This window comes from Amycolatopsis sp. CA-211722, from assembly GCF_056828465.1.
Genome location: NZ_CP184752.1, coordinates 4904745 through 4925931 on the forward strand (window position 1 = coordinate 4904745; position 21187 = coordinate 4925931).

Annotated in this window: 25 protein-coding genes; 12 read left to right on the plus strand and 13 right to left on the minus strand. The window is 69.0% G+C overall.

Translation table 11 applies throughout. The features are described 5' to 3' along the window. Positions 1–31: 31 nt before the first annotated feature. Positions 32–484 carry a winged helix-turn-helix transcriptional regulator gene (locus tag ACOCEP_RS23720; RefSeq protein WP_482331182.1) on the plus strand — a complete coding sequence of 151 codons (453 nt, stop codon included), beginning with the start codon at positions 32–34 and terminating at the stop codon, positions 482–484. Between the two features lie 284 nt (positions 485–768). Here the strand turns inward: ACOCEP_RS23720 and ACOCEP_RS23725 are convergent, their stop codons facing one another. From ACOCEP_RS23725 to ACOCEP_RS23745, 5 genes are read right to left on the minus strand one after another with little or no spacing between them, the layout of a single operon-like run. Continuing rightward, positions 769–2091 carry an NAD(P)/FAD-dependent oxidoreductase gene (locus ACOCEP_RS23725; protein ID WP_482331183.1) on the minus strand — a complete coding sequence of 441 codons (1323 nt, stop codon included), beginning with the start codon at positions 2089–2091 and terminating at the stop codon, positions 769–771. Continuing rightward, on the minus strand, positions 2084–2320 hold the full coding sequence (locus tag ACOCEP_RS23730; RefSeq protein WP_007033644.1) for a ferredoxin: 237 nt from the start codon (positions 2318–2320) through the stop codon (positions 2084–2086). The genes ACOCEP_RS23725 and ACOCEP_RS23730 overlap by 8 nt, the downstream gene beginning before the upstream one ends. An 18-nt stretch (positions 2321–2338) precedes the next feature. Further along, positions 2339–2944: a ferric reductase-like transmembrane domain-containing protein gene (locus tag ACOCEP_RS23735; RefSeq protein ID WP_482331185.1), complete on the minus strand. Its 606-nt coding sequence runs from the start codon at positions 2942–2944 to the stop codon at positions 2339–2341. After that, on the minus strand, positions 2937–3704 hold the full coding sequence (locus ACOCEP_RS23740) for a DUF4142 domain-containing protein (protein ID WP_482331186.1): 768 nt from the start codon (positions 3702–3704) through the stop codon (positions 2937–2939). The genes ACOCEP_RS23735 and ACOCEP_RS23740 overlap by 8 nt, the downstream gene beginning before the upstream one ends. Then, positions 3688–4248 carry a hypothetical protein gene (locus ACOCEP_RS23745; RefSeq protein ID WP_482331187.1) on the minus strand — a complete coding sequence of 187 codons (561 nt, stop codon included), beginning with the start codon at positions 4246–4248 and terminating at the stop codon, positions 3688–3690. Before ACOCEP_RS23745 ends, ACOCEP_RS23740 begins: the two co-directional genes overlap by 17 nt. A gap of 255 nt (positions 4249–4503) precedes the next feature. Between ACOCEP_RS23745 and ACOCEP_RS23750 the strand changes: the two genes are divergently transcribed. The 4 genes from ACOCEP_RS23750 (at position 4504) to ACOCEP_RS23765 (ending at position 8033) form a co-directional block, all read left to right on the plus strand. Beyond that, a complete protein-coding gene (locus ACOCEP_RS23750; RefSeq protein ID WP_233224236.1) occupies positions 4504–5025 on the plus strand; it encodes a sigma-70 family RNA polymerase sigma factor in 522 nt (173 codons plus the stop codon). Continuing rightward, on the plus strand, positions 5022–5777 hold the full coding sequence (locus ACOCEP_RS23755; protein WP_482331189.1) for an anti-sigma factor family protein: 756 nt from the start codon (positions 5022–5024) through the stop codon (positions 5775–5777). Before ACOCEP_RS23750 ends, ACOCEP_RS23755 begins: the two co-directional genes overlap by 4 nt. A 365-nt stretch (positions 5778–6142) precedes the next feature. Next, a complete protein-coding gene (locus ACOCEP_RS23760) occupies positions 6143–7267 on the plus strand; it encodes a DUF1996 domain-containing protein (protein ID WP_482331190.1) in 1125 nt (374 codons plus the stop codon). A 208-nt stretch (positions 7268–7475) separates the two neighbouring features. Next, positions 7476–8033, plus strand: a complete 558-nt coding sequence (locus tag ACOCEP_RS23765) for a sugar O-acetyltransferase (RefSeq protein WP_482331191.1) — start codon at positions 7476–7478, stop codon at positions 8031–8033. Here ACOCEP_RS23765 and ACOCEP_RS23770 read toward each other — a convergent pair. Further along, positions 8030–8497 (minus strand): Lrp/AsnC family transcriptional regulator, encoded by a 468-nt coding sequence (locus tag ACOCEP_RS23770; protein WP_016332885.1) that lies wholly within the window; start codon positions 8495–8497, stop codon positions 8030–8032. The two genes, ACOCEP_RS23765 and ACOCEP_RS23770, sit on opposite strands and share 4 nt — an antisense overlap. A 103-nt stretch (positions 8498–8600) precedes the next feature. Between ACOCEP_RS23770 and ACOCEP_RS23775 the strand changes: the two genes are divergently transcribed. Beyond that, positions 8601–9077, plus strand: a complete 477-nt coding sequence (locus ACOCEP_RS23775; protein WP_482331193.1) for a DUF2000 domain-containing protein — start codon at positions 8601–8603, stop codon at positions 9075–9077. A gap of 1 nt (position 9078) precedes the next feature. On the opposite strand, the gene ACOCEP_RS23780 is transcribed toward ACOCEP_RS23775, so the two are convergent. Genes ACOCEP_RS23780 through ACOCEP_RS23800 form a run of 5 tightly spaced genes read right to left on the minus strand, consistent with a single transcriptional unit; the run spans position 9079 to position 13273 of the window. Then, positions 9079–9870 (minus strand): alpha/beta fold hydrolase, encoded by a 792-nt coding sequence (locus ACOCEP_RS23780; RefSeq protein ID WP_482331194.1) that lies wholly within the window; start codon positions 9868–9870, stop codon positions 9079–9081. Positions 9871–9901: 31 nt separating this feature from the next. Further along, the gene (locus ACOCEP_RS23785; protein WP_482331195.1) at positions 9902–10948 is read right to left on the minus strand and encodes an NAD(P)H-dependent flavin oxidoreductase; all 1047 of its coding nucleotides are present in this window, start codon (positions 10946–10948) and stop codon (positions 9902–9904) included. Beyond that, entirely contained in the window at positions 10945–11670 is a 726-nt protein-coding gene (locus tag ACOCEP_RS23790; RefSeq protein WP_482331196.1) for a CoA-transferase subunit beta, read from the minus strand. The genes ACOCEP_RS23785 and ACOCEP_RS23790 overlap by 4 nt, the downstream gene beginning before the upstream one ends. Then, the gene (locus ACOCEP_RS23795; protein WP_482331197.1) at positions 11667–12524 is read right to left on the minus strand and encodes a CoA transferase subunit A; all 858 of its coding nucleotides are present in this window, start codon (positions 12522–12524) and stop codon (positions 11667–11669) included. Before ACOCEP_RS23795 ends, ACOCEP_RS23790 begins: the two co-directional genes overlap by 4 nt. Continuing rightward, positions 12524–13273, minus strand: a complete 750-nt coding sequence (locus ACOCEP_RS23800; protein ID WP_482331198.1) for an enoyl-CoA hydratase family protein — start codon at positions 13271–13273, stop codon at positions 12524–12526. The genes ACOCEP_RS23795 and ACOCEP_RS23800 overlap by 1 nt, the downstream gene beginning before the upstream one ends. 92 nt (positions 13274–13365) lie before the next feature. On the opposite strand from ACOCEP_RS23800, the gene ACOCEP_RS23805 reads away from it, so the two are divergent. Further along, on the plus strand, positions 13366–14163 hold the full coding sequence (locus ACOCEP_RS23805; RefSeq protein ID WP_482331199.1) for an SDR family oxidoreductase: 798 nt from the start codon (positions 13366–13368) through the stop codon (positions 14161–14163). Then, positions 14160–15074 (plus strand): SDR family oxidoreductase, encoded by a 915-nt coding sequence (locus tag ACOCEP_RS23810; protein WP_482331200.1) that lies wholly within the window; start codon positions 14160–14162, stop codon positions 15072–15074. Before ACOCEP_RS23805 ends, ACOCEP_RS23810 begins: the two co-directional genes overlap by 4 nt. A 329-nt stretch (positions 15075–15403) precedes the next feature. On the opposite strand, the gene ACOCEP_RS23815 is transcribed toward ACOCEP_RS23810, so the two are convergent. After that, a complete protein-coding gene (locus ACOCEP_RS23815) occupies positions 15404–16279 on the minus strand; it encodes a GNAT family N-acetyltransferase (RefSeq protein WP_482331201.1) in 876 nt (291 codons plus the stop codon). Positions 16280–16334: 55 nt separating this feature from the next. Here ACOCEP_RS23815 and ACOCEP_RS23820 point away from each other — a divergent pair, with 55 nt between their 5' ends. Next, entirely contained in the window at positions 16335–17189 is an 855-nt protein-coding gene (locus tag ACOCEP_RS23820) for an SCO6745 family protein (protein ID WP_482331202.1), read from the plus strand. A 41-nt stretch (positions 17190–17230) separates the two neighbouring features. Beyond that, positions 17231–17716, plus strand: a complete 486-nt coding sequence (locus ACOCEP_RS23825) for a pyridoxamine 5'-phosphate oxidase family protein (protein WP_073846858.1) — start codon at positions 17231–17233, stop codon at positions 17714–17716. Here ACOCEP_RS23825 and ACOCEP_RS23830 read toward each other — a convergent pair. Then, positions 17713–18876 (minus strand): steroid 3-ketoacyl-CoA thiolase, encoded by a 1164-nt coding sequence (locus tag ACOCEP_RS23830; RefSeq protein WP_482331203.1) that lies wholly within the window; start codon positions 18874–18876, stop codon positions 17713–17715. The two genes, ACOCEP_RS23825 and ACOCEP_RS23830, sit on opposite strands and share 4 nt — an antisense overlap. A 243-nt stretch (positions 18877–19119) precedes the next feature. Here ACOCEP_RS23830 and ACOCEP_RS23835 point away from each other — a divergent pair, with 243 nt between their 5' ends. Together ACOCEP_RS23835 and ACOCEP_RS23840 are read left to right on the plus strand one after the other, a co-directional pair. Continuing rightward, positions 19120–20346, plus strand: a complete 1227-nt coding sequence (locus ACOCEP_RS23835; RefSeq protein ID WP_482331204.1) for a cytochrome P450 — start codon at positions 19120–19122, stop codon at positions 20344–20346. Between the two features lie 27 nt (positions 20347–20373). Further along, positions 20374–21162 (plus strand): transglutaminase-like domain-containing protein, encoded by a 789-nt coding sequence (locus ACOCEP_RS23840; RefSeq protein ID WP_482331205.1) that lies wholly within the window; start codon positions 20374–20376, stop codon positions 21160–21162. Positions 21163–21187: the final 25 nt, after the last annotated feature.

A 21187-nucleotide genomic window follows, 5' to 3' on the forward strand; every position in this document is an offset into this window, starting at 1 on the left:
CGGTAGAGGACTTTGGTAGTAAGATGCAACCATGGTGAAGCGGACGACGTTCGACGAAGCTTCGTGCCCGGTGGCGCGCTCGGTCGACACGATCGGCGACTGGTGGTCACTCCTGATCGTGCGCGACGCCTTCGATGGCGTCCGCCGCTTCGGGGAGTTTCAGCGCAGCCTCGGCGTCGCGAAGAACATCCTGTCCGCGCGGCTGCGGGCGCTCGTCGGGCACGGGGTGCTCGACATGGTCCCGGCTTCGGACGGGAGCACGTACAGCGAGTACGTCCTGACGCCGAAGGGGCGCGACCTGTTCCCGGTGATCGTCGCGCTGCGGCAATGGGGCGAGGCGCACTTCTTCGCCGAGGGCGAGCCGCGTTCGGAACTGGTGGACCGCGACGGCGCGCTTCCGTTGCGGGAGCTGGAGATCCGGGCTTCGGACGGGCGGGTCGTCGGGCCGGAGGACACCGTGGTCGTGAAGCCACCGCCCTCGTGAGTGGTAAGGACGGTTCTAACCGTCGTTACCACTCACGAGGCCCTGGATCGAGGGCCTTCGGCGGCCATGGATCGGGGCCCTCCCAGGTGAGTCAAGCCTGGAAGGACCCCGACCGGAAGCGGGGAGCCCGGAGGGCGGTACCCGGCGGAGCCCGAATCACCGTCGGTCCCGGTACCTCCCGGCGTCCCCAGGGGGTGGCGGTGGGTGCGGAGGCCCAGCGACCCACCGCCACCTGAGGGGACCGCGGCCGCCGCGCGCGGCCCCGGTCCGTTCGCGATCCCGGGTCACCCGGCGGGAACGCGAGCCCAGGGCATCCTTTCCGGCGCGGGAACGGCCTCGGTCGGGGTCTCGGACAGGAAGTCCCGCTCGAACGGGGCCAGGATGTCCTCCCCGATCGGTGTCTCCGCAGGCGAAGGAGCGGCGGGCGCGGGGAACACCGGCTCGGGCACCGGCAGCCGCCGGTCGAGTTCGGCGGTCCAGTGGATCATCGCCTTCGGCCGGTCCCAGCCCGCCGCGCCGATCAGCCTGCCGTCGCGGACGAAACCGGTTACCCCGTCGGAGAGTTCGATCGTGTCCCTGCCCAGCGACGGCATCCCCACGGTCTGCAACCGCGCGTCGTACAGGGACGACCAGGCGCGGGGGAGCGGCGTGTAGGGCCGCGCGTTGCCCCGGCCCAGCATCAGGCTTTCCGCCGCGGCGCGCCCGGATTCGACGCCGTTCATCCAGTGCTCGACCCGCCGCGGGGTCTCGTCGATCCGCAGGTTCGGCCATTTCGCGACGTCACCGGCGACCACGACGTCTTCCGCCCCGGTGGCGAACAGGGTCGCTTCGCACAGTACGCCGTCGTCGATGGTCAGCTCCGACCCGCGCAGCCAGTCCACGGCCGGCACACTGCCGATCGAGAGCACCACGCAACTGGCCACCAGGAACTGGTTGTTGGTCAGGTGCAGCCCCACCGTCTCCTTGGTGCTGATCCAGTTCCGCACCTCGGTGTTCATCGCCAGCTTGGCGCGATGGTGCTGATGTTCCTTGGTGAGCGCCGAAGCGATCCGCTCCCCGAAACGGTGCAAGGGCGCCTTCGCGTGCCCGATCAGCGTGACGTCCCGGCCCAGGTACCGCATCGACGCGGCGAACTCGTTCCCGATCAGGCCGCTGCCGATCACCACGACGGATTTGTTGCTGTTCCCCAAAGCCCGCCGGACGGCCAGTGAATCCTCCACGGTGCGCAGCACCCGGACCCGGGGGTCGTGGCGCGGCGAGCCGGGAAGATGGCGGGGGTGGACGCCGGTCGCGATGATCAATCCGTCGTACCAAAGGGATTCGCCACCCGGCAGGTGGACGGTGCGCTCCTTGCTGTCGAGCCAGGTCGCGCGGGTGCCGAGCCGCCAATGGACGTCCAGGTCCACGTACGGCTCCAGGCTCGCGGCCACCGGTTTCACCCCGCCGGTGATGAGCTCCTTCGACACCATCGGCCGGTGGTACGGCTTCCGCGGCTCGTCGCCGACCAGCACGATCTCGCCGTCGAAACCGAGTTCCCGCAGCCGTTCCGCCGAGCGGAGGCCGGCGACGCCCGCGCCGACGATGACGATCCGATCTCCGTCACTCATCGTCGTACGCTCCTTCTCCCTTGACTCTGATGGCTTGTTTCGGGCACAGCCGGGCGGCGGAGATGGCCTGGTCCAGCCCGTCCCGGTCGACCATCCGGCGGATACGGAGCTTGCCGTCCGGCCCGATCTTGAACGTCGAGGGCGCCTCCATCTCGCAGAAGCCGAAGATCTCGCACCGCTCGTTGTCGACGCTGACGCGGGTGCCGCGCCGGATGCTTCCGAAGATCATTTCTCGTTCTCCAAGTCGTCAGACCAGTTCTTCGACCAGGCCCAGCCGCTCCAGGTACCGGGTCGGCGTGAACCGCAGCGCGGTCAGCACCAGCGCGGGGACCAGCAGCGTGATCCCGCCGAACCACAGCAGGCCCAGATGCCCGTTCGCCATGGCGCCGAAGAACGCGTGCAGCGCGGTGATCGCGACCGCCGGATAGGCGAGCCGGTGGATCCACAGAAAGCGCCGGTAGGAACTGAAGCGGCTGATCCCGCCGGTCAGCGCGACGGCGAGCATGACTTCGAGCCCGATGACGCCGAGTTCGTGCCGCGCCAGGGTGCCCGGCAGGAGCGGGATCGTGACCTGCGCCAGGGTGAACCCGTCGGGCAGGAACAGGAACGACATCGCGTGCACGACGCCGAACGACAGCGTGAGGATGCCGAGCACCATATGCGAGTTCCGCAGCGCCTTCCGGCCGGTCAGCGACTTGATCCAGCCGGTCGCGGTGAGCACGCCCCAGCACAGGGTGAGGCACATGAAACCGTACGAGATCCGGGCGGAGGTCTGCGCCATGCCCTTGATCCCGGGGTCGGTGTCCGATTTCTGGGTCAGCACGATCACCACCTCGGACCACTGGTCATACATTGATCTCTCCTGGGGCGCTGGGAACCGGATCCGGTTCGGTGGCGGCCGCGCGGTCGCGGCTCCGGGTGTTCTTGCCGCGCACTGCCCGGAGGGCGTAGAACAGCCCTCCGCCGAGCACCACCGTGAGCAGCAGGCCGAGGGCGAAGTCGCCGAAGCCGACGTCCATCGCGGCGTTCGCCGAATTCGACTGCGGCACCGGGGCTTCCGGCATCAGCGACTGGTCGACGACGCCGGTGCTCTCCAGCAGGGTCATATGCCGCAGCACCGCCTGGTTGGCCGTCGTGGCGTAGTCACGGACGACGTCGTTGCGGGTCCCGGCCCTGACCTGCGCGATGACCGGGAACAGGATCCCGTGCGCGTACCGGAGCCGGTTCGCGAAGATCCGGTCGAACTCGCTGTCGTCGCGGGCGGCCTTCATCTCGCCGAGCCACGCGGACTGCTGATCCGAGGGCTCGGACGGCAGGGCGAGGCCGAACCGGTCGGCGATGGCGTGCGTCGCGGTGTCGAGCCTGCCGTGGTCGATCATCAGCGTCCGGCCGACTTCGCGGGTCCGCTTGCTCTTCCCGCGTTCCTGCGCCCACATCCCGGCGGGCATTTCCCACAGCCCGGCGAGTTTGACGTTGACGATCAGGTTCTTGTCCGCGGCGGAGAGCTCCTGGGCGTGCGCGTCGCCGACGGGGCCGAAGAGGCCCACCGTGACCGCCGTCAGCAGGACGAGCAGCGGGCGGACGGGTCTGGGGAGGTCAGATGCCGAGGTCATCGGCCTGCCAGGTGTCCGCGGTGAGCAGCACTTTCGTGCCGTCCGGCTTGGCGGGGAACCACGCGTCGTCGGCGCCTTGCCCGCCGGTGTTGCCGGGCATCGCGTCGTTGGCGTAGCGGTAGAGCGGCCAGCCCGCGAGCGTGACCTGCTCGGTGCCGTCGTCCCTGGTCACGGTGCCGACCAGGGCGCGGTCGATCCCGGTGACCACGAGGTCGCCGTCCGCCTTGGCCGGGATCCAGGTCCGCGCGCAGGTTTCCGCGCAGTTCGACTTCGGCGGATTCACCGAGTCCTTGTCGTAGCGGTAAAGCGTGAAGCCTCCGGTGTCGGTGACGATCGGCCCGAGGTCGAACAGGATCGCCGCCGTGACACCGGGGGCGGGTTCGGCCGCGGGGTCGGGCATTCCGGGGAGCCGGGCCGCTCCGGCGGCCGGGGCCGCGCCCGGAGAGCCGTTCGGTCCCGCGGTACCGGTGGTGCAGGCGGCGGTCAGCGCGACCGCGGCCAAAACGAGGGTAAGAGGTATGACCGAGCGTGACACGGGGTTCACGGAAATCCTCCTGTCGGGGCCAGAGGAGAACGCCATCACCGCGGGGAGATGGTGCGCGGGCAGGTTCAAGTCCACTATGGACAGTCATGATCCACAGTGGATTCGGCGGTGCGGGGGACAGCGCCGGGTCGGGGTCTTCGGTAGGGGATACGGTCACGAGCGGGAAACGGTTCAAAAAACTTTCGTACTGGACTAATCGCCCCTGAGCCCACAAAGATGTGCCGCGTGGGACGCCACTCTCGGATACTGCAGCCAATGGTCGATCATGAACCCGCTTCGAACGGGCATGACGACCTCATCAGGGCGTTGTACCAGGAGTTCGGATCCAGCCTGATGGCGTTCGTGCTGAAGCTGACCGGCCACGATCGCCAGTGGGCCGAGGACGTGGTCCAGGAGACGCTCATCAAGGCGTGGCGCAACGCCGGCAAACTCGACCGGCAGCCGGAAATGCTGCGCGCGTGGCTGTTCACCGTGGCCAGGCGCATCGTCATCGACGGCTGGCGGAGCCGGAGCGCCCGCCCTCAAGAGGTGGAGGAACTGGAGTCGGATTCGATCGGAGTGCCGGACGAATCGGAGAAGACGCTCGCGGCCATGATCGTTTACGAGGCCCTGCGCAATCTTTCCCCGGAACAACGTGAGGCCGTTCAGCAGACCTATCTTCGTGACCGCACCGTGAACGAGGTCGCGGCGACGCTCGGGGTCCCGCCGGGTACGGTGAAATCGCGGATCCACCACGCTGTGCGCGCGTTGCGCAGGGCGCTGCAGGAGCGGGGGTGAGCGAGGTGTCCGGAGCTGTCCACACGGACATCGCCGCCTACGTGCTCGGCGTCCTCGGCGAGGAGGACCACGCCAGGTTCGAAGCGCATCTGCTGGAATGCCCCGAATGTCAGGTCGAGCTGGTGGAGATGTACCACCTGCCCGACATTCTCGACATGGTCAAGAAGAGCTGGCCGGATCCGCCGGTCAAGGGCCCGGGGCCGCGGGTGCTGCGGATGCTGCTCGCGGACGCGGCGAAGGCGGGCCGTCGCCGCAAGGTCATCCGGCTCGCCACGGCGGCCGCCGTGCTCGCGCTCGTCGTCGGCGGACCGCTCACCGTTCTTTCGCTCACCGACCGTGAACCGGTCGTGACGCAAGCCGCCCCCACGGTCGTCACGTCGGTGGTTCCGCCTCCGTCGTCGTCGCGAGAACGCGAGACCGGGCCGGACGGCGGCGCCGCCCCGTTCGGCTGGTCCGAGGCGGGCAACGCGGTCGCCGCCGAGGTCACGGTGCAGGACAAGGAATGGGGCAGCGCGGTCGAGCTCGAACTCCGCGGTCTCGTCGGCCCGATGACCTGCCAGCTTTTCGCCTACTCCCACGGCGGAGAGGCCTACGCCGTCAACAACTGGAGCGTGCCGGCCAAGGGATACGGCGTGCCCGGGTCCCCGGCTCCGCTCGTCATCACCGGTTCGACGGCGTTGCGGAAGGCCGACATCGAACGCTTCGAGGTCCACAAGCGGGACGGCACCGTGCTGGCCATCGTGCGCCGGTAAGCCATGAGCCGTCCGCCTGGACACGCGTGTCGTCCCTGCGGTCACGCGAAACCGCTCGGCTCCCGGCATCACCGACACGACGCGAAGGGGCCCATCGCCGCATCAGACGCAGCGAGAGCGCCCTTCAGTCCAGCTGACGACCGCAAAACCCTTACCTCCTCTCAGTATAACGGAAAGATAACGGCCGGATCGCGTTTTGAACCGGATCCACAAGGGGGCCGTATCTCCAGATAGCCGGATCTGAATCGGCGGGCGAACAGAAGGGTTCGCCGCGAATGCGGCTATTTCCCGTATTCGACGAATGCGTGGCTCATGCCCGGGCGCGAGTGATCGGCGTGCCCGGAAACGAATGAGGTGAGCAGCCAATGGCACGAAATCAAGGGCGCCATCGTATCGCCCGCAGGACCAAGATCGCGACCGCGTTGCTGGGCCTGTCGATCGCGGTCGGCGGGCTGGTGGTGTCCACCACGACCGGCGACCCCGAGCGCGCGTCCGCGGACGAGGTGGACAAGTCGCAGTTCGTGGACATCACGAAGGTGCGGCCGAACGTCGACGAGCCGCGGCCGGGCCGGAACGCGTCCACGGGTTCGTTCACCGTCGACTGCGGCAGGAACGAGAACGGGCATTTCAATCCCGACAACTTCATCGCGCAGCCGGGAATCCGCAACGGTGCCCAGCATCTGCACGATTACGTCGGAAACCTGTCCACGAACGCGGATTCGGACAACGACAGCCTGCTGGGCGCCGGTACCACCTGCGCGAACGGCGACGAATCCGCGTACTTCTGGCCGGTGGTGCGGATCGACACCGAGGAGGAAGCCGGACAGCGGCAGAACCGCGACGGCGACCGGAATCGGCGGAACCAGGACAACCAGGACCAGGACAACCAGAACCAGGACAACGAGCAGGAGCAGGCTCAGCTCGAAGAACCGGACGCGGACAACGAACTCGCCGGCAACGAAGGCGAGATCCAGCGTCCCGCGGTCGTCGACATCACCTTCAAGGGCAACGCCCGGGAGAAGGTGAAGGAGATGCCGAAGTTCCTCCGTATCCTTTACGGTGACGCGAAAGTCAGCACCAACGGACCCGCCAACGCGCGGGAGAGCTGGACGTGCACCGGCTTCGAGAACAGGCTCATCAAGCAGTACCCGATCTGTCCCGAGGGCAGCGACGTCAAACGGGTGCACACGTTCCCGAGCTGTCTGGACGGGAACAACATCGACAGCGAGAACCATCGGGACCACATCAAGTACCCGGACGAGAACGGCGAATGTGCCAACGGCCTGACCGCCGTCCCGGAACTCACCATCTCGCTGACCTACGAGATCCCGCGGCAGATCCAGGTCAACGGACAGTACAAAGTGGACTCGTTCCCCGAGGAGGACCACAACCCCTTCTCCGACCACGACGATTTCGCGAACGTGATGCCGGGCCGGGTCATGGACCGGCTCGTCGACTGCGTCAACGAAGGCCGCCAGTGCCGCGAATGACGCCCTGAAGCGGAAGCAGGATCCTGCGAAGAGAAAGGAAGGAACTCCGGCCCGGCGGGTCCCCCCTACACCTCACCCACCCGCCGGGCCGGCCCTACCCGGAAACCCGATCGACACAACTGAAGAACGCTCCGCAAGCATTCACCCAGCCCTGCCGGCGGCTTCCCGAGGGAAGTCGTCGGCAGGGTCTTTTCGGTAGGTTGGCCGCATGGGTGAACAGAAGGACCGCATGCTGCGCGGCGAGCTGTACCGGGACAACGACCCCGAACTGGTCGCGGATCGCAGGCGCGCGCAGGCCCTCGTCGACCGGTTCAACGGCACCGGCGCCGAGGAGACCGGTGAGCGGGACACGATTCTGCGCGAGCTGCTGGGAAAGCTCGGCGAGGGCTCCTGGATCATGCCGCGGTTCCAGTGCGACTACGGCTACCTGATCGAGATCGGCGCCAACAGTTTCCTCAACTACGACGCCATCCTGCTCGACTGCGCGCCGATCAGGATCGGCTCGGACTGCTCGATCGGCCCGCGCTGCCAGCTGCTGACCGCGCTGCACCCCATGGAGGACCACGAACTGCGGCGGCAGCGCTGGGAATCGGCCGCGCCGATCACCATCGGGAACAACGCCTGGTTCGGCGGCGGGGTCATCGTGTGCGCCGGGGTCACCATCGGGGACGACGTGGTGGTGGGCGCGGGCAGTGTCGTCACGCGTGACCTGCCGTCCAAGGTGTTCGCCGCGGGCAACCCGGCCCGCGTCATCCGGGAGCTCTAGCGGTCCACGGGCGTGATCTTGGTGCGCCTGCTGTGCTCGAACACCATCGAGGTGCGCACGTCCGCCACCTCGGGGCGTTCGGTCAGTTTGTCGATCACGAAGGCGTAGAGGGCGTCGTTGTCGGGCACCGCGACATGCAGGATGAAGTCCTCGGTCCCGGTGGTCACGTAGAGCCCGACGAGATCGGGCAGCGCGTTCACCCAGTTCCGGAAGCCTTCGATGTTCCGCCGCGAGGGTGGCCGCACCCGCACCGCGATGAGCGCCTGCACCCCGCGGCCGATCGAGGGCAGGTCCACGTCCAGCAGCGCGCCGCGGATCACGCCGCGTTCGCGCAGCGCGCGGGTGCGGTCCAGCGCGGTGGTCGGCGAAACGCCCACCGCGGCAGCCACTTCGCGGTTGGTCTTCCGTGCGTCCGACTGCAGTTGCGCCAGGATCGCCTTATCAAGTTCGTCCAACCGCGCCATCGTGGCCCTCCCGCCGTATTAAGTACGAACACGGTGGACTGTACTCGTACGTCTCCCTAGCTTGGTCGTGTTCGTCCGTTGAAGTGAGCAGGAGACCAGCTGAATGTCCGAGCACGGTACAGCCATCGGATTCGCCCCCGAAGAGATCGACTTCACCGCGTCCACCCGGTCGGCCCGCCTGAAATGGGTGATCGTGGTCAACAGCGAGCTGCCGCCCGGCCGCGCGGTCAACGCGGCGGTCTGCACCGCCGTCGCCACCTCGAAGTCGGTGACCGGGCTCCTGGGAGACGAAGCGGTCGACGCCGGCGGCGAGCACTACACGGGCCTGCCCTGGGTCGGTTGCTCGATCCTGTCGGCAGATCCCGAGCAGCTCCGGACCATCCGGGCCAAGGCGGCGGCGTCGCCGGGCTGCCACGTCGCCGACATGCCCGCCGTCGCCCAGCAGATCCGGGTGTACACCGACTTCCTCGCGACGATGAAGGAGATCCCGACCGAGGAGATGGACTTCTGCGCGATCGGCCTCGTCGGCCCGCGCAACCGGATCGACAAGCTGGTCGGGAAGCTGCCGCTGATGCCGTGACTCAGCCTTCGAGCAGACCCCGCAGCGCTTCGGTGAACTGGGCGGGGTTCCGCTGCGGCGCCAGATGCGCGCCGGGGACCTCCGTGAACGGTAATCCCAGCTCCAGCGCGAGAACCTTCGCGGGCTGGTAGTGGTAATGCCCGCGGCTGCCGACGCCGGCGACGGGGACGATCTCGGTCCTGCTCCGGCGCAGGGCCCGCAGATCGGGGAGGTAGTCGAGGATCTCGGCCAGCTCGCGGCCGAACAGCCGCTTCCAGTCCTCCTCGTTCGGCAGCCGGATCGCGCGCAGTTCGGGCAGCGCGGCACCGGCGATCCCGTCCGTGAACCGCTTGAACGCCCCCATCAGGTCGCCCGCCTGGGCGAGCCGGACCTGCGCGTTGGCCTCGTCGAGCCAGCCGAGCGCGTCGGGCAGCAGCTGGATGGCGGGCGGTTCGTGCGCGATCAGTGTCGTCGCCGCGTCCGGGTACCGGGCCACGAGGTCGAGGCCGATCATGGCGCCCGCGCTGGTCCCGAACACGCTCGCGGGGCCGCCGCCGACGTGCTGGAGCACCGCGTGGGCGTCGTCGGCCTGCTTCGGCACGCTGACCGGGCCGGTGCTGGTGTCCGTGCTGCGGAAGTGACCGCGCCGGTCGTAGGTGACGACGGTGTAGTCGTCCGCGAGCAGTTTCGTCATCGCCCGGAACGTGTCCGCCGAGCCCAGCCCGCCCGCGATCAGGAGCAGAAGCGGCCCCTCGCCGGTACTGCGGACGTACAGCTCACCGTCCTCGACCGGACAACGACTCTCCGAGATCATGGCCGAAGTCAAGCACAGCGCGCCCACGCCCTCACTCCGAGGCCAGCCGCCGCAGGATGCCGTCGGCGTCCGCGACGATCGTCTCGATCAGGTCGCCGACCGCGGGCAGGTCGCCGAGCAGGCCGACGACCTGCCCGGACGCCAGCACACCGGCGCTCCGATCACCCTCGACCAGGCCGGCGCGCAGCAACATCGGCGTGTTGGCGGCCATCAGGACCTGGGACCACGTCCGGTCGCCGCCGCGTTTCATCCGCAGCCCTTCGGTGGCCAGGGACCGCCACGACAACCCGGTCAGCTTCCGGAACTTCGCGGCGTTGCGGGCGGCGCGGGCGAGCCCGCTCACCGGACCGGCGGACTCGAGCGCGTCGACCAGTTCCGTCCGGAGCACGCGATGCGGCATGCCGTCCACCTTGCGGGTGACGACGGTGCCATTGAGGTCACGGGCGAGGTACGCCTGCTTGATCTCGTCGGGCACGGTGCTCTCCCTCGTCAGGAGGAACCGGGTGCCCATGGCGACCCCGGCCGCCCCGTAGGCGAGCGCGGCGGCCAGCCCCCGCCCGTCGAAGAAGCCGCCCGCCGCGACCACCGGGATGTCGACCGCGTCCAGCACCGAGGGCAGCAGCAGCGTCGTCGCCACCCCTCCGGTGTGCCCACCACCCTCGCCGCCCTGCACGATGACGGCGTCGGCGCCCCAGCCCGCGACCTTCTCCGCGTGCCGGGCCGCGCCGACCGAGGGCACGACGAGGACACCGTTGTCCTTGAGCCGTGCGATCATGTCCTTCTTCGGCGCCAGCGCGAAGGACGCGACGCGGACCTCCTCGGTGATGAGCAGCTCGACCCGGCGCGCGGCGTCTTCGGCGTCCGCGCGGAGGTTGACTCCGAACGGCGCCGACGTGCGGCTCTTGACCTCCTTGATCGCCGCCGCCAGCTCGTCGTAGGTCATCGTCGCGGACGCGAGGATGCCGAGACCGCCCGCTTCCGCCGTCGCGGACACCAGTCGTGGCCCGGCGACCCAGCCCATCCCGGTCTGCACGATCGGGTGCCGGATGCCCGCCAGTTCGGTCAGCGCCGTTTTCATGACGGGACTTCCTTGTCCCGCAAGGACTTCGGGTCCAGGCTGGTGCGGATCAGGAGCAGCTCGGCCTCGGTCGGCAGCCGGGTCTCGGTGACTCCGTCGGTGCTCAGCGGGAATGACGTCGCCTCGACGACCTCGTCCACGGAAACCCCTGGGTGTACGGAAAGCAGCCGCGGCGCGTGGTCTTCGCCGCCGAAATCCAGGACTCCGAGGTTGGTGACGACCCGGTGGACGTCGTGATGCCGCAAGCCGGCCGCACGCGCTCGGGCGTAACCGACGCCGGACACGACGTCGACCTGATCGACGAAAACCCGCTTGCCGTGCCGGGGAACCCAGTAGCTCGTGCGGTGGTTGGCCGTGTTGCCCGGCCCGCCTCGTACGCCGAGAAGTTGTTTCTTGGGCTGGGAATGGTCGCCGATCGCCGAGATGTTCTGATTGCCCTCGCCGTCGATCTGGTTGGCGCCCATCACCACGTGCCGCTTTCCGCGCGGCACCACGGTGTCGAGGACCTTGCGGAACGGCTGCCAGCCTTCGACGACGGCGTCCGGCGTCATCAGGTACGCCTCGCCGTCGGACAGCAGGAGGTCCGGCTCGAAAGTCAGCCTGGCCAGCCGCGCGCCCAGCGACGGGATGAACCCCATGGGGCTCACCACGATCTCGCCGTCTCCGCGGAACAATTCGGCACAGGCCACGACGGCCACTTCGGCACGGCTGATGTCACTCACGCGGACTCCCCGAACTCGGCGACGGCCTTCTGATAGTGCGCTTCGTCCCCGGACAGGAACCTGTCGACGAAACCCGGCCACGCGTCGAGATCCTTGGCCGCTTCGGCGTAGTGGCGCTGGAAACGTTCGTCGCGGCCGTAGTCCGGGACGGCGGTGGTGAAATGCGCGCCGTTCGGTGTTTCGGCCACCCCGGTGACGAGCATCCGGCTCAGCAGCAGGCTCTGTACCGGGCCCGCTTCGGTGAGCTCGGCCGTCTCGACGATCTTTTCCGTGGACACGTAACACTTGTCGGCGGCGAGGGCGAACAGTTCGTCGAAGTAGGGATCCGGCCCGAGGTACTGCGCGTTGCCCCGGGCGTCGGCGCGGTTGAGATGGACGAACGCCGCGTCGAGCTTGAGCGCGGGCACGGCCAGCAGCTCTTCGGCGTCGTACGGCGAGCGGACAGTGCGCAGCGACGGGTTCAGGTCCATCACTCCGGAGCCGAGGCCCGCGCGGGTCGGCAGGAACGGAAGTCGTTGCGCGGCAGCGGAAAGACCGGTGCCAAACACGCCCTCGTCGTATTCCGTGACGGTGATCGACCCGGATTCCCGCGCCCGGGAGAACCACGGGTCGTAGGGGATCGTGTCGAGCGTGACGAAGCCGAAGACGAGATGCTTGACCTTGCCCGCCGAAGCCAGCAGCCCGACGTCCGGGCCGCCGTAGGAGACCACGGTGAGATCCTTGACCGGCGAGCGCAGGATCGCGCGCACCAGCGCCATGGGCTTGCGCCGCGAGCCCCAGCCGCCGATCCCGATCGTCATGCCGTCCTTCAGTTCGGCGACGATCTCGTCCGGCGTCATCCGCTTGTCGGCCATCACTTCCCCTTACCGTCCAGGAATTCCTGGCGCGCACCGTCCGAGACGCCCGCCAGGTTGAGTTCGAAGGTGAATCCCTGCTCGAAGCGGTAGCTGCGGTGCACGGGCTGGACGTCGATGCCGTTGATGGCCTGTTTCGCGGCGCGGATCACGCGAGTGTCCTTCGCCGCGATCTGCCGTGCGACGCCGAGCGCGGTTTCGTCGAGTTCCTCCCGCGGGACGACGGCGTACACCGAACCGTGGTGGTGCAACTGGGCCGCGGTGATCGTGGAAGCCGTGTAGTACAGGGCCCGCATCAGATGCTGGGGGACCAGGCGCGCGAGATGGGTCGCCGCGCCCAGCGCGCCGCGATCGACCTCGGGCAGCCCGAAAGTGGCGTCGTCACTGGCGACCACGACGTCCGCGTTGCCGACCAGGCCGACCCCGCCGCCGAGGCAGAAACCCTGTACCGCGGCGATCACCGGGACCGCGCAGTCGTACACCGCGGAGAACGCCGCCGCGCAGCCCTCGTTCGCGCCGATCAGCGCGCCGTAGCCCGGATCGCGCTGGATCTCCTTGATGTCGACCCCGGCGTTGAACCCGCGGCCCTCCGCGCGCAGCACCACCACGTGGGTCTCGGGGTCGCGCCCGGCGTCGGTGACGGCGGAGGCGAGGGCGAACCATCCCTTCACGCTCAGCGCGTTCACCGGGGGCGCGTCGACCGTGACCACGGCGATGCCGGGCTCCGGTGAGTGGGTGGAAACGGTCATCGGGCACCCTTCTCCGCTACCAAACCTAGCACTTGCTTGGTACGTTAGCAGGACGTCAGGCCCGGGTACAGCGACCGTGAAGGAGGCCCGGCATGGCACTCGAACTCCGGCTCGATGGCGCCGTGGTGCTGGTGACCGGTGGGGTCCGCGGCGTCGGCGCCGGTGTCACCAGGACTTTCCTGCGTGCCGGAGCCGAAGTCGTCACCTGCGCGCGCACCGAGCCCGAGCGGCCGGTGTGCTCCGGGGAGAGGGCGTCGACCTTCATCTCCTGCGACGTCCGGGACGCGGGCGAGGTCGACGCGCTCATCGAGGAGATCGTCCGGCGCCACGGCAGGATCGACGTCGTGGTCAACAATGCGGGCGGCGCGCCGTACGCCGAGGCGGCGCACGCCTCACCGCGGTTCCACGAGAAGATCGTCGCGCTGAACCTGCTGGCGCCGCTGGCGGTCGCGCGTGCGGCGAACGCCGTCATGCAGGAGCAGGAAAACGGCGGCGTCATCGTGAACATCAGCAGCGTCAGCGCGACGAGACCGTCGCCGGGGACTGCGTCCTACGGCGCGGCGAAAGCGGGCCTGGACAACCTGACCGCGTCGCTCGCCGTCGAGTGGGCGCCGAAGGTGCGGGTCAACGCGCTCGACGTCGGCATGGTGCGGACGGAGCACTCGCATCTGCACTACGGCGACGAGGCGGGCATCGCGGCGGTGGGCGCGACAGTCCCGTTAGGACGGTTGGCGGATCCGGACGAGATCGGTTCCTGTGCGGTCTTCCTGGCGTCCCCGCTGGCCTCCTATGTCAGCGGAGCCTGCCTCACCGTCCATGGCGGGGGAGAGGTGCCTGCCTTCCTCGCCGCTTCCAATTCCCTGGTGAAAGAACGAAAGGAGCCGGTGTGAGCGGGATCGCCGACGGCCGGATCGTGGTGGTGACCGGAGCCGGTCGTGGCATCGGACGGGCGCACGCGCTCGCGTTCGCCGCCGAGGGCGCGCGGGTGGTGGTGAACGACCTCGGCGCCGGGATCGACGGAAGCGGCGGATCCGCCGGGCCCGCGCAGGACGTCGTCGGCGAGATCGAGGCGCTCGGCGGCAAAGCGGTGGCGAACACCGACGACATCGCCTCCTGGGACGGCGCCGCGGCACTGGTGCGGACGGCCGTCGAGACCTTCGGCGGGCTGGACGTCCTGGTCAACAACGCGGGTTTCCTGCGCGACCGGATGCTGGTCAACCTCGGCGAGGACGAATGGGACGCCGTCATCCGCGTCCACCTGAAGGGCCATTTCGCGCCGACGCGGCACGCCGCCGAATATTGGCGAGCCGAGGCGAAAGCGGGCCGGACGCGGGCCGCGCGGGTGATCAACACCAGCTCCGGCGCCGGCCTGCTCGGCAGCGTCGGACAGGGGAACTACGCGGCCGCGAAGTCCGGAATCCTGGGTCTCACGCTGGTCGCGGCGACCGAATTCGCGCGCTACGGCGTCACCGTGAACGCGATCGCCCCGGCCGCCCGCACCCGGATGACCGAAGTCGCCTTCGCCGACGACATGGCCGCCCCGGACGACGGTTTCGACGCCATGGCACCGGAAAACGTGTCGCCGCTGGTGGTGTGGCTCGGCAGCGAGGAGTCGTCCGCGGTCACCGGCCGCGTGTTCGAGGTCGACGGCGGACGCGTCTCGATCGCGCAGGGCTGGCGGCACGGCGCGGTGCGGGACAAGGGATCCCGGTGGTCACCGGGTGAACTCGGTCCCGTCGTGGCGGAACTGCTGGCGGAGGCGCCGGTCCCTGAACCCGTTTACGGCACCGCACTCACGTGATCGAAGGCGGAACTCGCGTGATCAGCGGCGGAACACCCCGAGCGCGGCATCCGATCACGCGAGTCACGTGACGCTCTCGAGTACATGAAGGCCCCCTTCCTTGCGCCAGGCGCAAGGAAGGGGGCCTTCATGTACTCGGGAAGATGTGAAGGTCGGGTTTCCTCGGCTGAGCCGAGGGATGGGGGCCTTCACGCGTCAACGTTGTGACTGTTGTGGTCGCTGGTACGGGTGAGTTGCAGGTGACGAACCCCTGAGGAGTAGCGAAGGCCTCCTTGCCTACCTTCAGAGTGGGCAAGGAGGCCTTCACGGACCCGACCCCGAAACGCCACTCACGAGGCGTCCCGCACCAGATCCCGGGTCTCGGGCCAGGTCCGGAACCCGCCCGACGCGTAGGTCGTCACGGCGGCGACGTTGGAACTGGGGGTGTTCACGGTCGCGCTCGACGAGCCGAGCTCCTGGAGCGCGGCAGCCGCGGCGACGGTGATCGCCCGGCCGTATCCGTGGCCGCGCCGGTCCCGGTGCACGCCCATCGGTTCGAGCAACCCGGGCTTGCCGGCACCGGCCGACCACACGGCCACCGCCGCGACGGCATCCCCTCGTTCGTCGAAGCCGAGCAGGCACCGGGCGTCGGCGTAGGGCGCCCCGGCCGCCATCGTCCGCCACTTTTCGGCGGTGAACGTCGATCCGCCGAACGCCGCCCCGATCACGTCGGCCCACGCGGCGGCCAGGTCTGGTCCGACCGTCTCGATCCGCAGGTCCGGGGCTTTCACCGGCTCGGTGAGGTCGAGACTCAGCGGCGTCCAGGGCTCTTCCTCGTCGACGTGCCAGCCCTGCCCGGGCAGCACCTCCTGGAGCAGCGCGTCCATCGGCGCCTCGACGGCGACCTGCCCGGCGGGCAGGACACCACGCTCGGGTGCGGTCACGTCTTCGGCCAGCCGTCGCGCCAGTTCCTCGTCACGACGGACGTCCGGCGCGGTCGTGAGCCGCAGGAGATCGGCTCCGTCCAGGAAGCCGACGGCGAGGATCCGGCCGTCCCGGCGCCAGATCCGGACCGCCTCGGCCGTCCCGGCCGTCCCGTTGCGCCAGTACCAGCCGAGATCACCGGGATGCAGCTGCCAAGCCACGCCGTCGGATTGCCACTCCCGCAAGACCTCCACTGCCTCGTTCAGTCCGTCGGGGCCCGGCTTCTCCACGATGATCGCCATGCGGTGATCACACACCATCCCGTGATCGGTCGCATCCGGTTTTCGGCGCGGCAAGATGGGCGGGGTGAAGTCACTTCAGCGCCGTCTCTGGGAAGCGGTCGAGCCGCTGCACGCCGTCGTCTACTTCGCCCCGGAAACGGCGGCCGCGGCCAAGGCGGTGGGCCTGCCGAGCTGGTGGATGGGCTATTTCGCCGGCCGGGTCGCACCGCTCGGGCCGCTGCCGGAACCGCCCGCGACCGCGATGCTGTTCGGGTTCGCTCCGAGGATGGTCGCGCGATCCCTGCCCGACGCGTGGAAGTACGCCGGACCCGCGGCGGTGCTCCAGAGCCGGATGGCCGCCGTCGAAGCGGCCCTGAACCGGATCCTGCCCGCCGACGCGCCCTTCGCGGAACTCGCCGACTTGCTGGAACTCGCCGTCTCCGGCTGCGATTACGCGGCCAGGCCGCTCGCCGCCGCCTGGTCCTCGGTCGCCAGGCCCGCCACACCGGCCGGCCGGGTCTGGCTCGCGGCGACGGTGTTGCGCGAGCATCGCGGGGACGGTCACGTGCTCTCCGCCGTCGCCGCCGGACTGCGCGGACTCGACACGACGCTGACCCACATCGGCAGCGGAGCGGTGACCCGTGAGGTCGTCCAGATCAACCGCGGCTGGTCCGACGACGAGTGGGACGAGAGCGTCGCGCGGTTGTCCGGTCGGGGCATCCTCGACGGCGATCTGACGCTCACCGGTCCGGGAATCGTGCTGCGCCAACGGATCGAGGACGAGACCGATCGTCTCGCCGTCGGTCCGCTCGAAGCGCTCGGCGAGGACGGGGCCGCCGAGGCCGTGCGGATCGCCGTCCCGCTGAGCCGCCGGATCTTCGACGCCGGGGCGATCCCGTCGCCGAACCCGATGGGGGCGCCGCGGCCCTGAGGTCTCGAAAATTGTCGGACCCCGGTGGGACGCTGTTCCGCATGGCGACCTGGCAGCAGTTCAGTGAAGAGGCACCCGCGCTGGCGGAGAAGATCAAGGAGCGGTTCACCGCGGCGAAGTCGCATGTGCTGGCGACGGTCCGGCGGGACGGCTCGCCAAGGGTCAGTGGCAGTGAAGTCGATTTTCGTGAGCAGGACCTGCTGATCGGTTCGATGATCGGCGCGATGAAAGCGAAGGATTTGCAGCACGACGGCAGGTTCGCGATCCACGCCGCCTCGGCGATCGACGAGGGCGGCGCGGACGCGAAGGTGTCGGGAAAGGCCGTCGAGATCACCGATCCGGCGGAGGTCGCCCGCCTGCAGGGTGACGACGGGGAGGCGCACGTCTTCCGGCTCGACCTCACCGAGGCGGTGCTGACCTGGGTCGAGGGCAACACCATCTATTTCGACTTCTGGAAGGAGGGTCAGGGGCTCAAAAGGCTCGCGAGGCCGGACAACGGTCCGGTGGTCGAGGTCGGCTCGAACTAGATCCGTTCGATGATCGTGCCGGTGGAAAGCGCGCCGCCGGCGCACATCGTCACCAGCGCGGTGCTCGCGTCACGGCGTTCCAGTTCGTGCAGCGCCGTCGTCAGCAGGCGGGCGCCGGTGCTGCCGACGGGATGCCCGAGCGCGATCGCGCCACCGTTCACGTTGACCTTGGCCTCGTCGGGCCGGTGTACCCGCTGCCACGACAACACGACCGAAGCGAACGCCTCGTTGACTTCGAAGAGGTCGAGGTCGCCGATCGTCATCCCCGCCTTGGCGAGGACGCGTTCGGTCGCCTGCACGGGGCCGTCGAGGTGGTAGTACGGCTCCGCGCCGACCAGCGCCTGCGAGACGATCCGCGCTCGCGGCTCGAGGCCCAGTGCCTTGGCCCGGTCCGAGTCCATCAGGAGGAGCGCGGCCGCGCCGTCGGAGATCTGCGACGACGTCCCGGCCGTGTGCACGCCGCCTTCGAGGACGGGCTTGAGCTTGGCGAGGCCTTCGACGGTCGTCTCACGGAGTCCTTGGTCGCGGGACACCAGCCGGGTCTCGCCGGTGGGCGTGCCGTCCTCGCCGAGCACCGGGGCCTTCACCGCGACGACCTCGCGGTCGAAGTGTCCCGCGGTCCACGCGGCGGCGGCCTTGGCCTGGGACTCGGTGCCGAACCGGTCGACGTCCTGGCGGGTGATCCCGCGGCGTTCCGCGATCCGCTCGGCCGCGCCGTACTGGTTGGGCATGTCGATGGACCACGACTCCGGGCGAGGCGTACCGATGTCCTCGCCGCGGTTCGCGCCCAGCGGGACCCGGCTCATCGCCTCGACCCCGCAGGAGACGCCGGCGTCGATCGCGCCGGCCGCGATCAGCCCGGCGATCAGGTGCGTCGCCTGCTGCGCCGAGCCGCATTGGGCGTCGATGGTGGTCGCGCCCGTGGTCTCGGGGAGCCCGGCGTGCAGCCACGCGGTACGCGTGACGTTGCCCGCCTGCTCGCCGGCCTGGGTCACGGCGCCACCGATCGCCTGCTCGACCAGCGCGGGATCCAGTCCCGCGCGTTCGAGCAGGGCGCGCTGTGCCGCGCCGAGGATCTCGGCGGCGTGCAGCCCCGCCAGGTGACCCCTGCGCTTGCCGATGGGGGTGCGGACCGCCTCGACGATCACCGGACTACCCACGTTCGCCTCCCGGGAAACACTGTTCACTACCGAAAAAGTAGAACACGTTCTTGATTTGAGCAAGTCGCCGCAGGGTCGACTCGATGTTGATCACCGAGAGCCGGTTCTGACGCTTGGCCGGGTCGCATGATCCGCGATGATCGAGTTAACGGGTTTCACTAAAAACTCTTCACTTGGTAAACGCCGTATGCTTCAATCGGGTCTAGAACGTGTTTCATTGGCGAACCGCGTAGGAGGTAGCCCGTGGCCGCTCCCCTGATCCCCGCCGGTTTCGATTTCACCGATCCGGATCTTTACGCCACCAGACTGCCTCTGGAGGAGTTCGCCGAACTCCGCCGTACGGCACCGGTCTGGTGGAACCCGCAGCCGCACAACACCGCGGGCTTCCGCGATGACGGCTACTGGGTGGTCAGCCGGCTCGATGACGTCAAGGCGGTGTCGAGGGACAGCGAGCTGTTCTCCTCCCGCGAGAAGACCGCGATCATCCGGTTCGACGAGAACATGACCGACGACAGCCTCGAAGCCAACCGTCTGGTCCTGCTCAACATGGACGCCCCGCAGCACACGAAGCTGCGGCGGATCGTGTCGAAGGGCTTCACGCCGAGGTCGATCGCGAAGCTCGAGGACACCCTGCGCGACCGCGCGGAGCGGATAGTCAGCGAGGCCAAGAAGAAGGGCTCCGGCGATTTCGTCGTCGACGTCGCGTGCGAACTTCCCTTGCAGGCCATCGCCGAACTGATCGGCATCCCGCAGGAAGACCGGCTCAAGGTGTTCGACTGGTCCAACCAGATGGTCGCCTACGACGACCCCGAGTACGAAGTCGAACCGCTCGCCGCCTCCGCGGAGATCGTCGGCTACGCCTGGAACATGGCCGAAGAGCGGCGCAAGTGCCCGATGGACGACATCGTCACGAAGCTGGTGCAGGCCGACGTCGACGGCGAGTCGCTGGCGTCGGACGAGTTCGGCTTCTTCGTCATCCTGCTCGCCGTCGCGGGCAACGAGACCACGCGCAACGCGATCACCCACGGGATGAAGGCGTTCCTCGATCACCCGGATCAATGGGAGCTGTACAAGAAGGAACGGCCGAAGACCGCCCCGGACGAGATCGTCCGCTGGGCCACCCCGGTGGTCGCCTTCCAGCGCACCGCGACCCGGGACACCGAACTCGGCGGGCAGCACATCCGCAAGGGCGACCGGGTCGGCATGTTCTACAGCTCCGCGAACTTCGACCCGGACCACTTCGAGCAGCCGGAGAAGTTCGACATCCTCCGAGAGGACAACCCGCACGTCGGCTTCGGCGGCACGGGTTCGCACTACTGCATCGGAGCCAATCTCGCGCGGCTGGAGATCGACCTGATCTTCAACGCCATCGCCGACGTCATGCCGGACATCGCGGAAGTGTCCCCGCCGGACCGGCTCCGGTCGAGCTGGCTCAACGGGATCAAGCACTACCAGGTCCGCTACGCCTGAACCCCGGCCGTGGGGCACCATGGGGCCATGGGTCCCCACGTTCAGGTCGACGTCGAAATGTCCTTCCGGGTCACGAAACCCGGCCCCGCCGCGTTCGTGGTCGCGCTCGCCGGCGGGGCCTCGCAGGAGGAATTCGCCTATCCCGCGCCGCCGCGCCAGGTGGCGTTCGAACACGGGACCCGGGCCCAGGTCGTCGAGTTGCCGCCTGGGGACCATGTCGTGCGATACCGCGCCGAACGCACGCTCGATCCCGCCGACGCCGAACCCGTCACCATGGACGACGTCATCCGCTACACCAGGCCCAGCCGGTACTGCCCCTCGGACCGGATGGGCGGGCTCGCGCTGTCCCGCTTCGGCGGCCTGCCCGGCGCGCGGGCTCAGGTCGAGGCGATCGTCCGGCACGTGGGCGAGCACCTGTCCTATGTGGTCGGTTCCGGTTCGCCGACCGACGACGCCGTCGACACCTACCTCGCCGGGGAAGGGGTTTGCCGCGATTACGCGCACGTCTGCGTCTCGCTGTGCCGCGTGCTCGACATCCCGGCCCGGTTCGCGGCGGTCTACGCGCCCGGACTGTCCCCAATGGACTTCCACGCCGTGTTCGAGGCCGCGATCGAGGGCCGCTGGTACGTGTTCGACGCCACCGGCCTCGCGCCGAGGCAGAGCCTCTGCCGGATCGCCACCGGGCGGGACGCGGCCGACACCGCGTTCCTCTCCACCCTCGGCTGTGAGCTGGACTTCCTCGGCAACACCGTGCTGGCGACCGCGGGCCCGTCGCTGCCGGAGGACGACGGCTCGCGGCTGATCGCGCTCGCTTGATCGCGTGGTGACCACCAGCCGTGAC

What these genes read in the sequence shown, in the direction of transcription:
- ACOCEP_RS23720 (WP_482331182.1), top strand. Translation starts at nt 32, where the DNA reads ATGGTGAAGCGGACGACGTTCGACGAAGCTTCGTGCCCGGTGGCGCGC.
- ACOCEP_RS23725 (WP_482331183.1), bottom strand. Translation starts at nt 2,091, where the DNA reads ATGAGTGACGGAGATCGGATCGTCATCGTCGGCGCGGGCGTCGCCGGC.
- ACOCEP_RS23730 (WP_007033644.1), bottom strand. Translation starts at nt 2,320, where the DNA reads ATGATCTTCGGAAGCATCCGGCGCGGCACCCGCGTCAGCGTCGACAAC.
- ACOCEP_RS23735 (WP_482331185.1), bottom strand. Translation starts at nt 2,944, where the DNA reads ATGTATGACCAGTGGTCCGAGGTGGTGATCGTGCTGACCCAGAAATCG.
- ACOCEP_RS23740 (WP_482331186.1), bottom strand. Translation starts at nt 3,704, where the DNA reads ATGACCTCGGCATCTGACCTCCCCAGACCCGTCCGCCCGCTGCTCGTC.
- ACOCEP_RS23750 (WP_233224236.1), top strand. Translation starts at nt 4,504, where the DNA reads ATGGTCGATCATGAACCCGCTTCGAACGGGCATGACGACCTCATCAGG.
- ACOCEP_RS23760 (WP_482331190.1), top strand. Translation starts at nt 6,143, where the DNA reads ATGGCACGAAATCAAGGGCGCCATCGTATCGCCCGCAGGACCAAGATC.
- ACOCEP_RS23765 (WP_482331191.1), top strand. Translation starts at nt 7,476, where the DNA reads ATGGGTGAACAGAAGGACCGCATGCTGCGCGGCGAGCTGTACCGGGAC.
- ACOCEP_RS23770 (WP_016332885.1), bottom strand. Translation starts at nt 8,497, where the DNA reads ATGGCGCGGTTGGACGAACTTGATAAGGCGATCCTGGCGCAACTGCAG.
- ACOCEP_RS23775 (WP_482331193.1), top strand. Translation starts at nt 8,601, where the DNA reads ATGTCCGAGCACGGTACAGCCATCGGATTCGCCCCCGAAGAGATCGAC.
- ACOCEP_RS23780 (WP_482331194.1), bottom strand. Translation starts at nt 9,870, where the DNA reads ATGATCTCGGAGAGTCGTTGTCCGGTCGAGGACGGTGAGCTGTACGTC.
- ACOCEP_RS23785 (WP_482331195.1), bottom strand. Translation starts at nt 10,948, where the DNA reads ATGAAAACGGCGCTGACCGAACTGGCGGGCATCCGGCACCCGATCGTG.
- ACOCEP_RS23795 (WP_482331197.1), bottom strand. Translation starts at nt 12,524, where the DNA reads ATGGCCGACAAGCGGATGACGCCGGACGAGATCGTCGCCGAACTGAAG.
- ACOCEP_RS23800 (WP_482331198.1), bottom strand. Translation starts at nt 13,273, where the DNA reads ATGACCGTTTCCACCCACTCACCGGAGCCCGGCATCGCCGTGGTCACG.
- ACOCEP_RS23805 (WP_482331199.1), top strand. Translation starts at nt 13,366, where the DNA reads ATGGCACTCGAACTCCGGCTCGATGGCGCCGTGGTGCTGGTGACCGGT.
- ACOCEP_RS23815 (WP_482331201.1), bottom strand. Translation starts at nt 16,279, where the DNA reads ATGGCGATCATCGTGGAGAAGCCGGGCCCCGACGGACTGAACGAGGCA.
- ACOCEP_RS23820 (WP_482331202.1), top strand. Translation starts at nt 16,335, where the DNA reads ATGGGCGGGGTGAAGTCACTTCAGCGCCGTCTCTGGGAAGCGGTCGAG.
- ACOCEP_RS23825 (WP_073846858.1), top strand. Translation starts at nt 17,231, where the DNA reads ATGGCGACCTGGCAGCAGTTCAGTGAAGAGGCACCCGCGCTGGCGGAG.
- ACOCEP_RS23840 (WP_482331205.1), top strand. Translation starts at nt 20,374, where the DNA reads ATGGGTCCCCACGTTCAGGTCGACGTCGAAATGTCCTTCCGGGTCACG.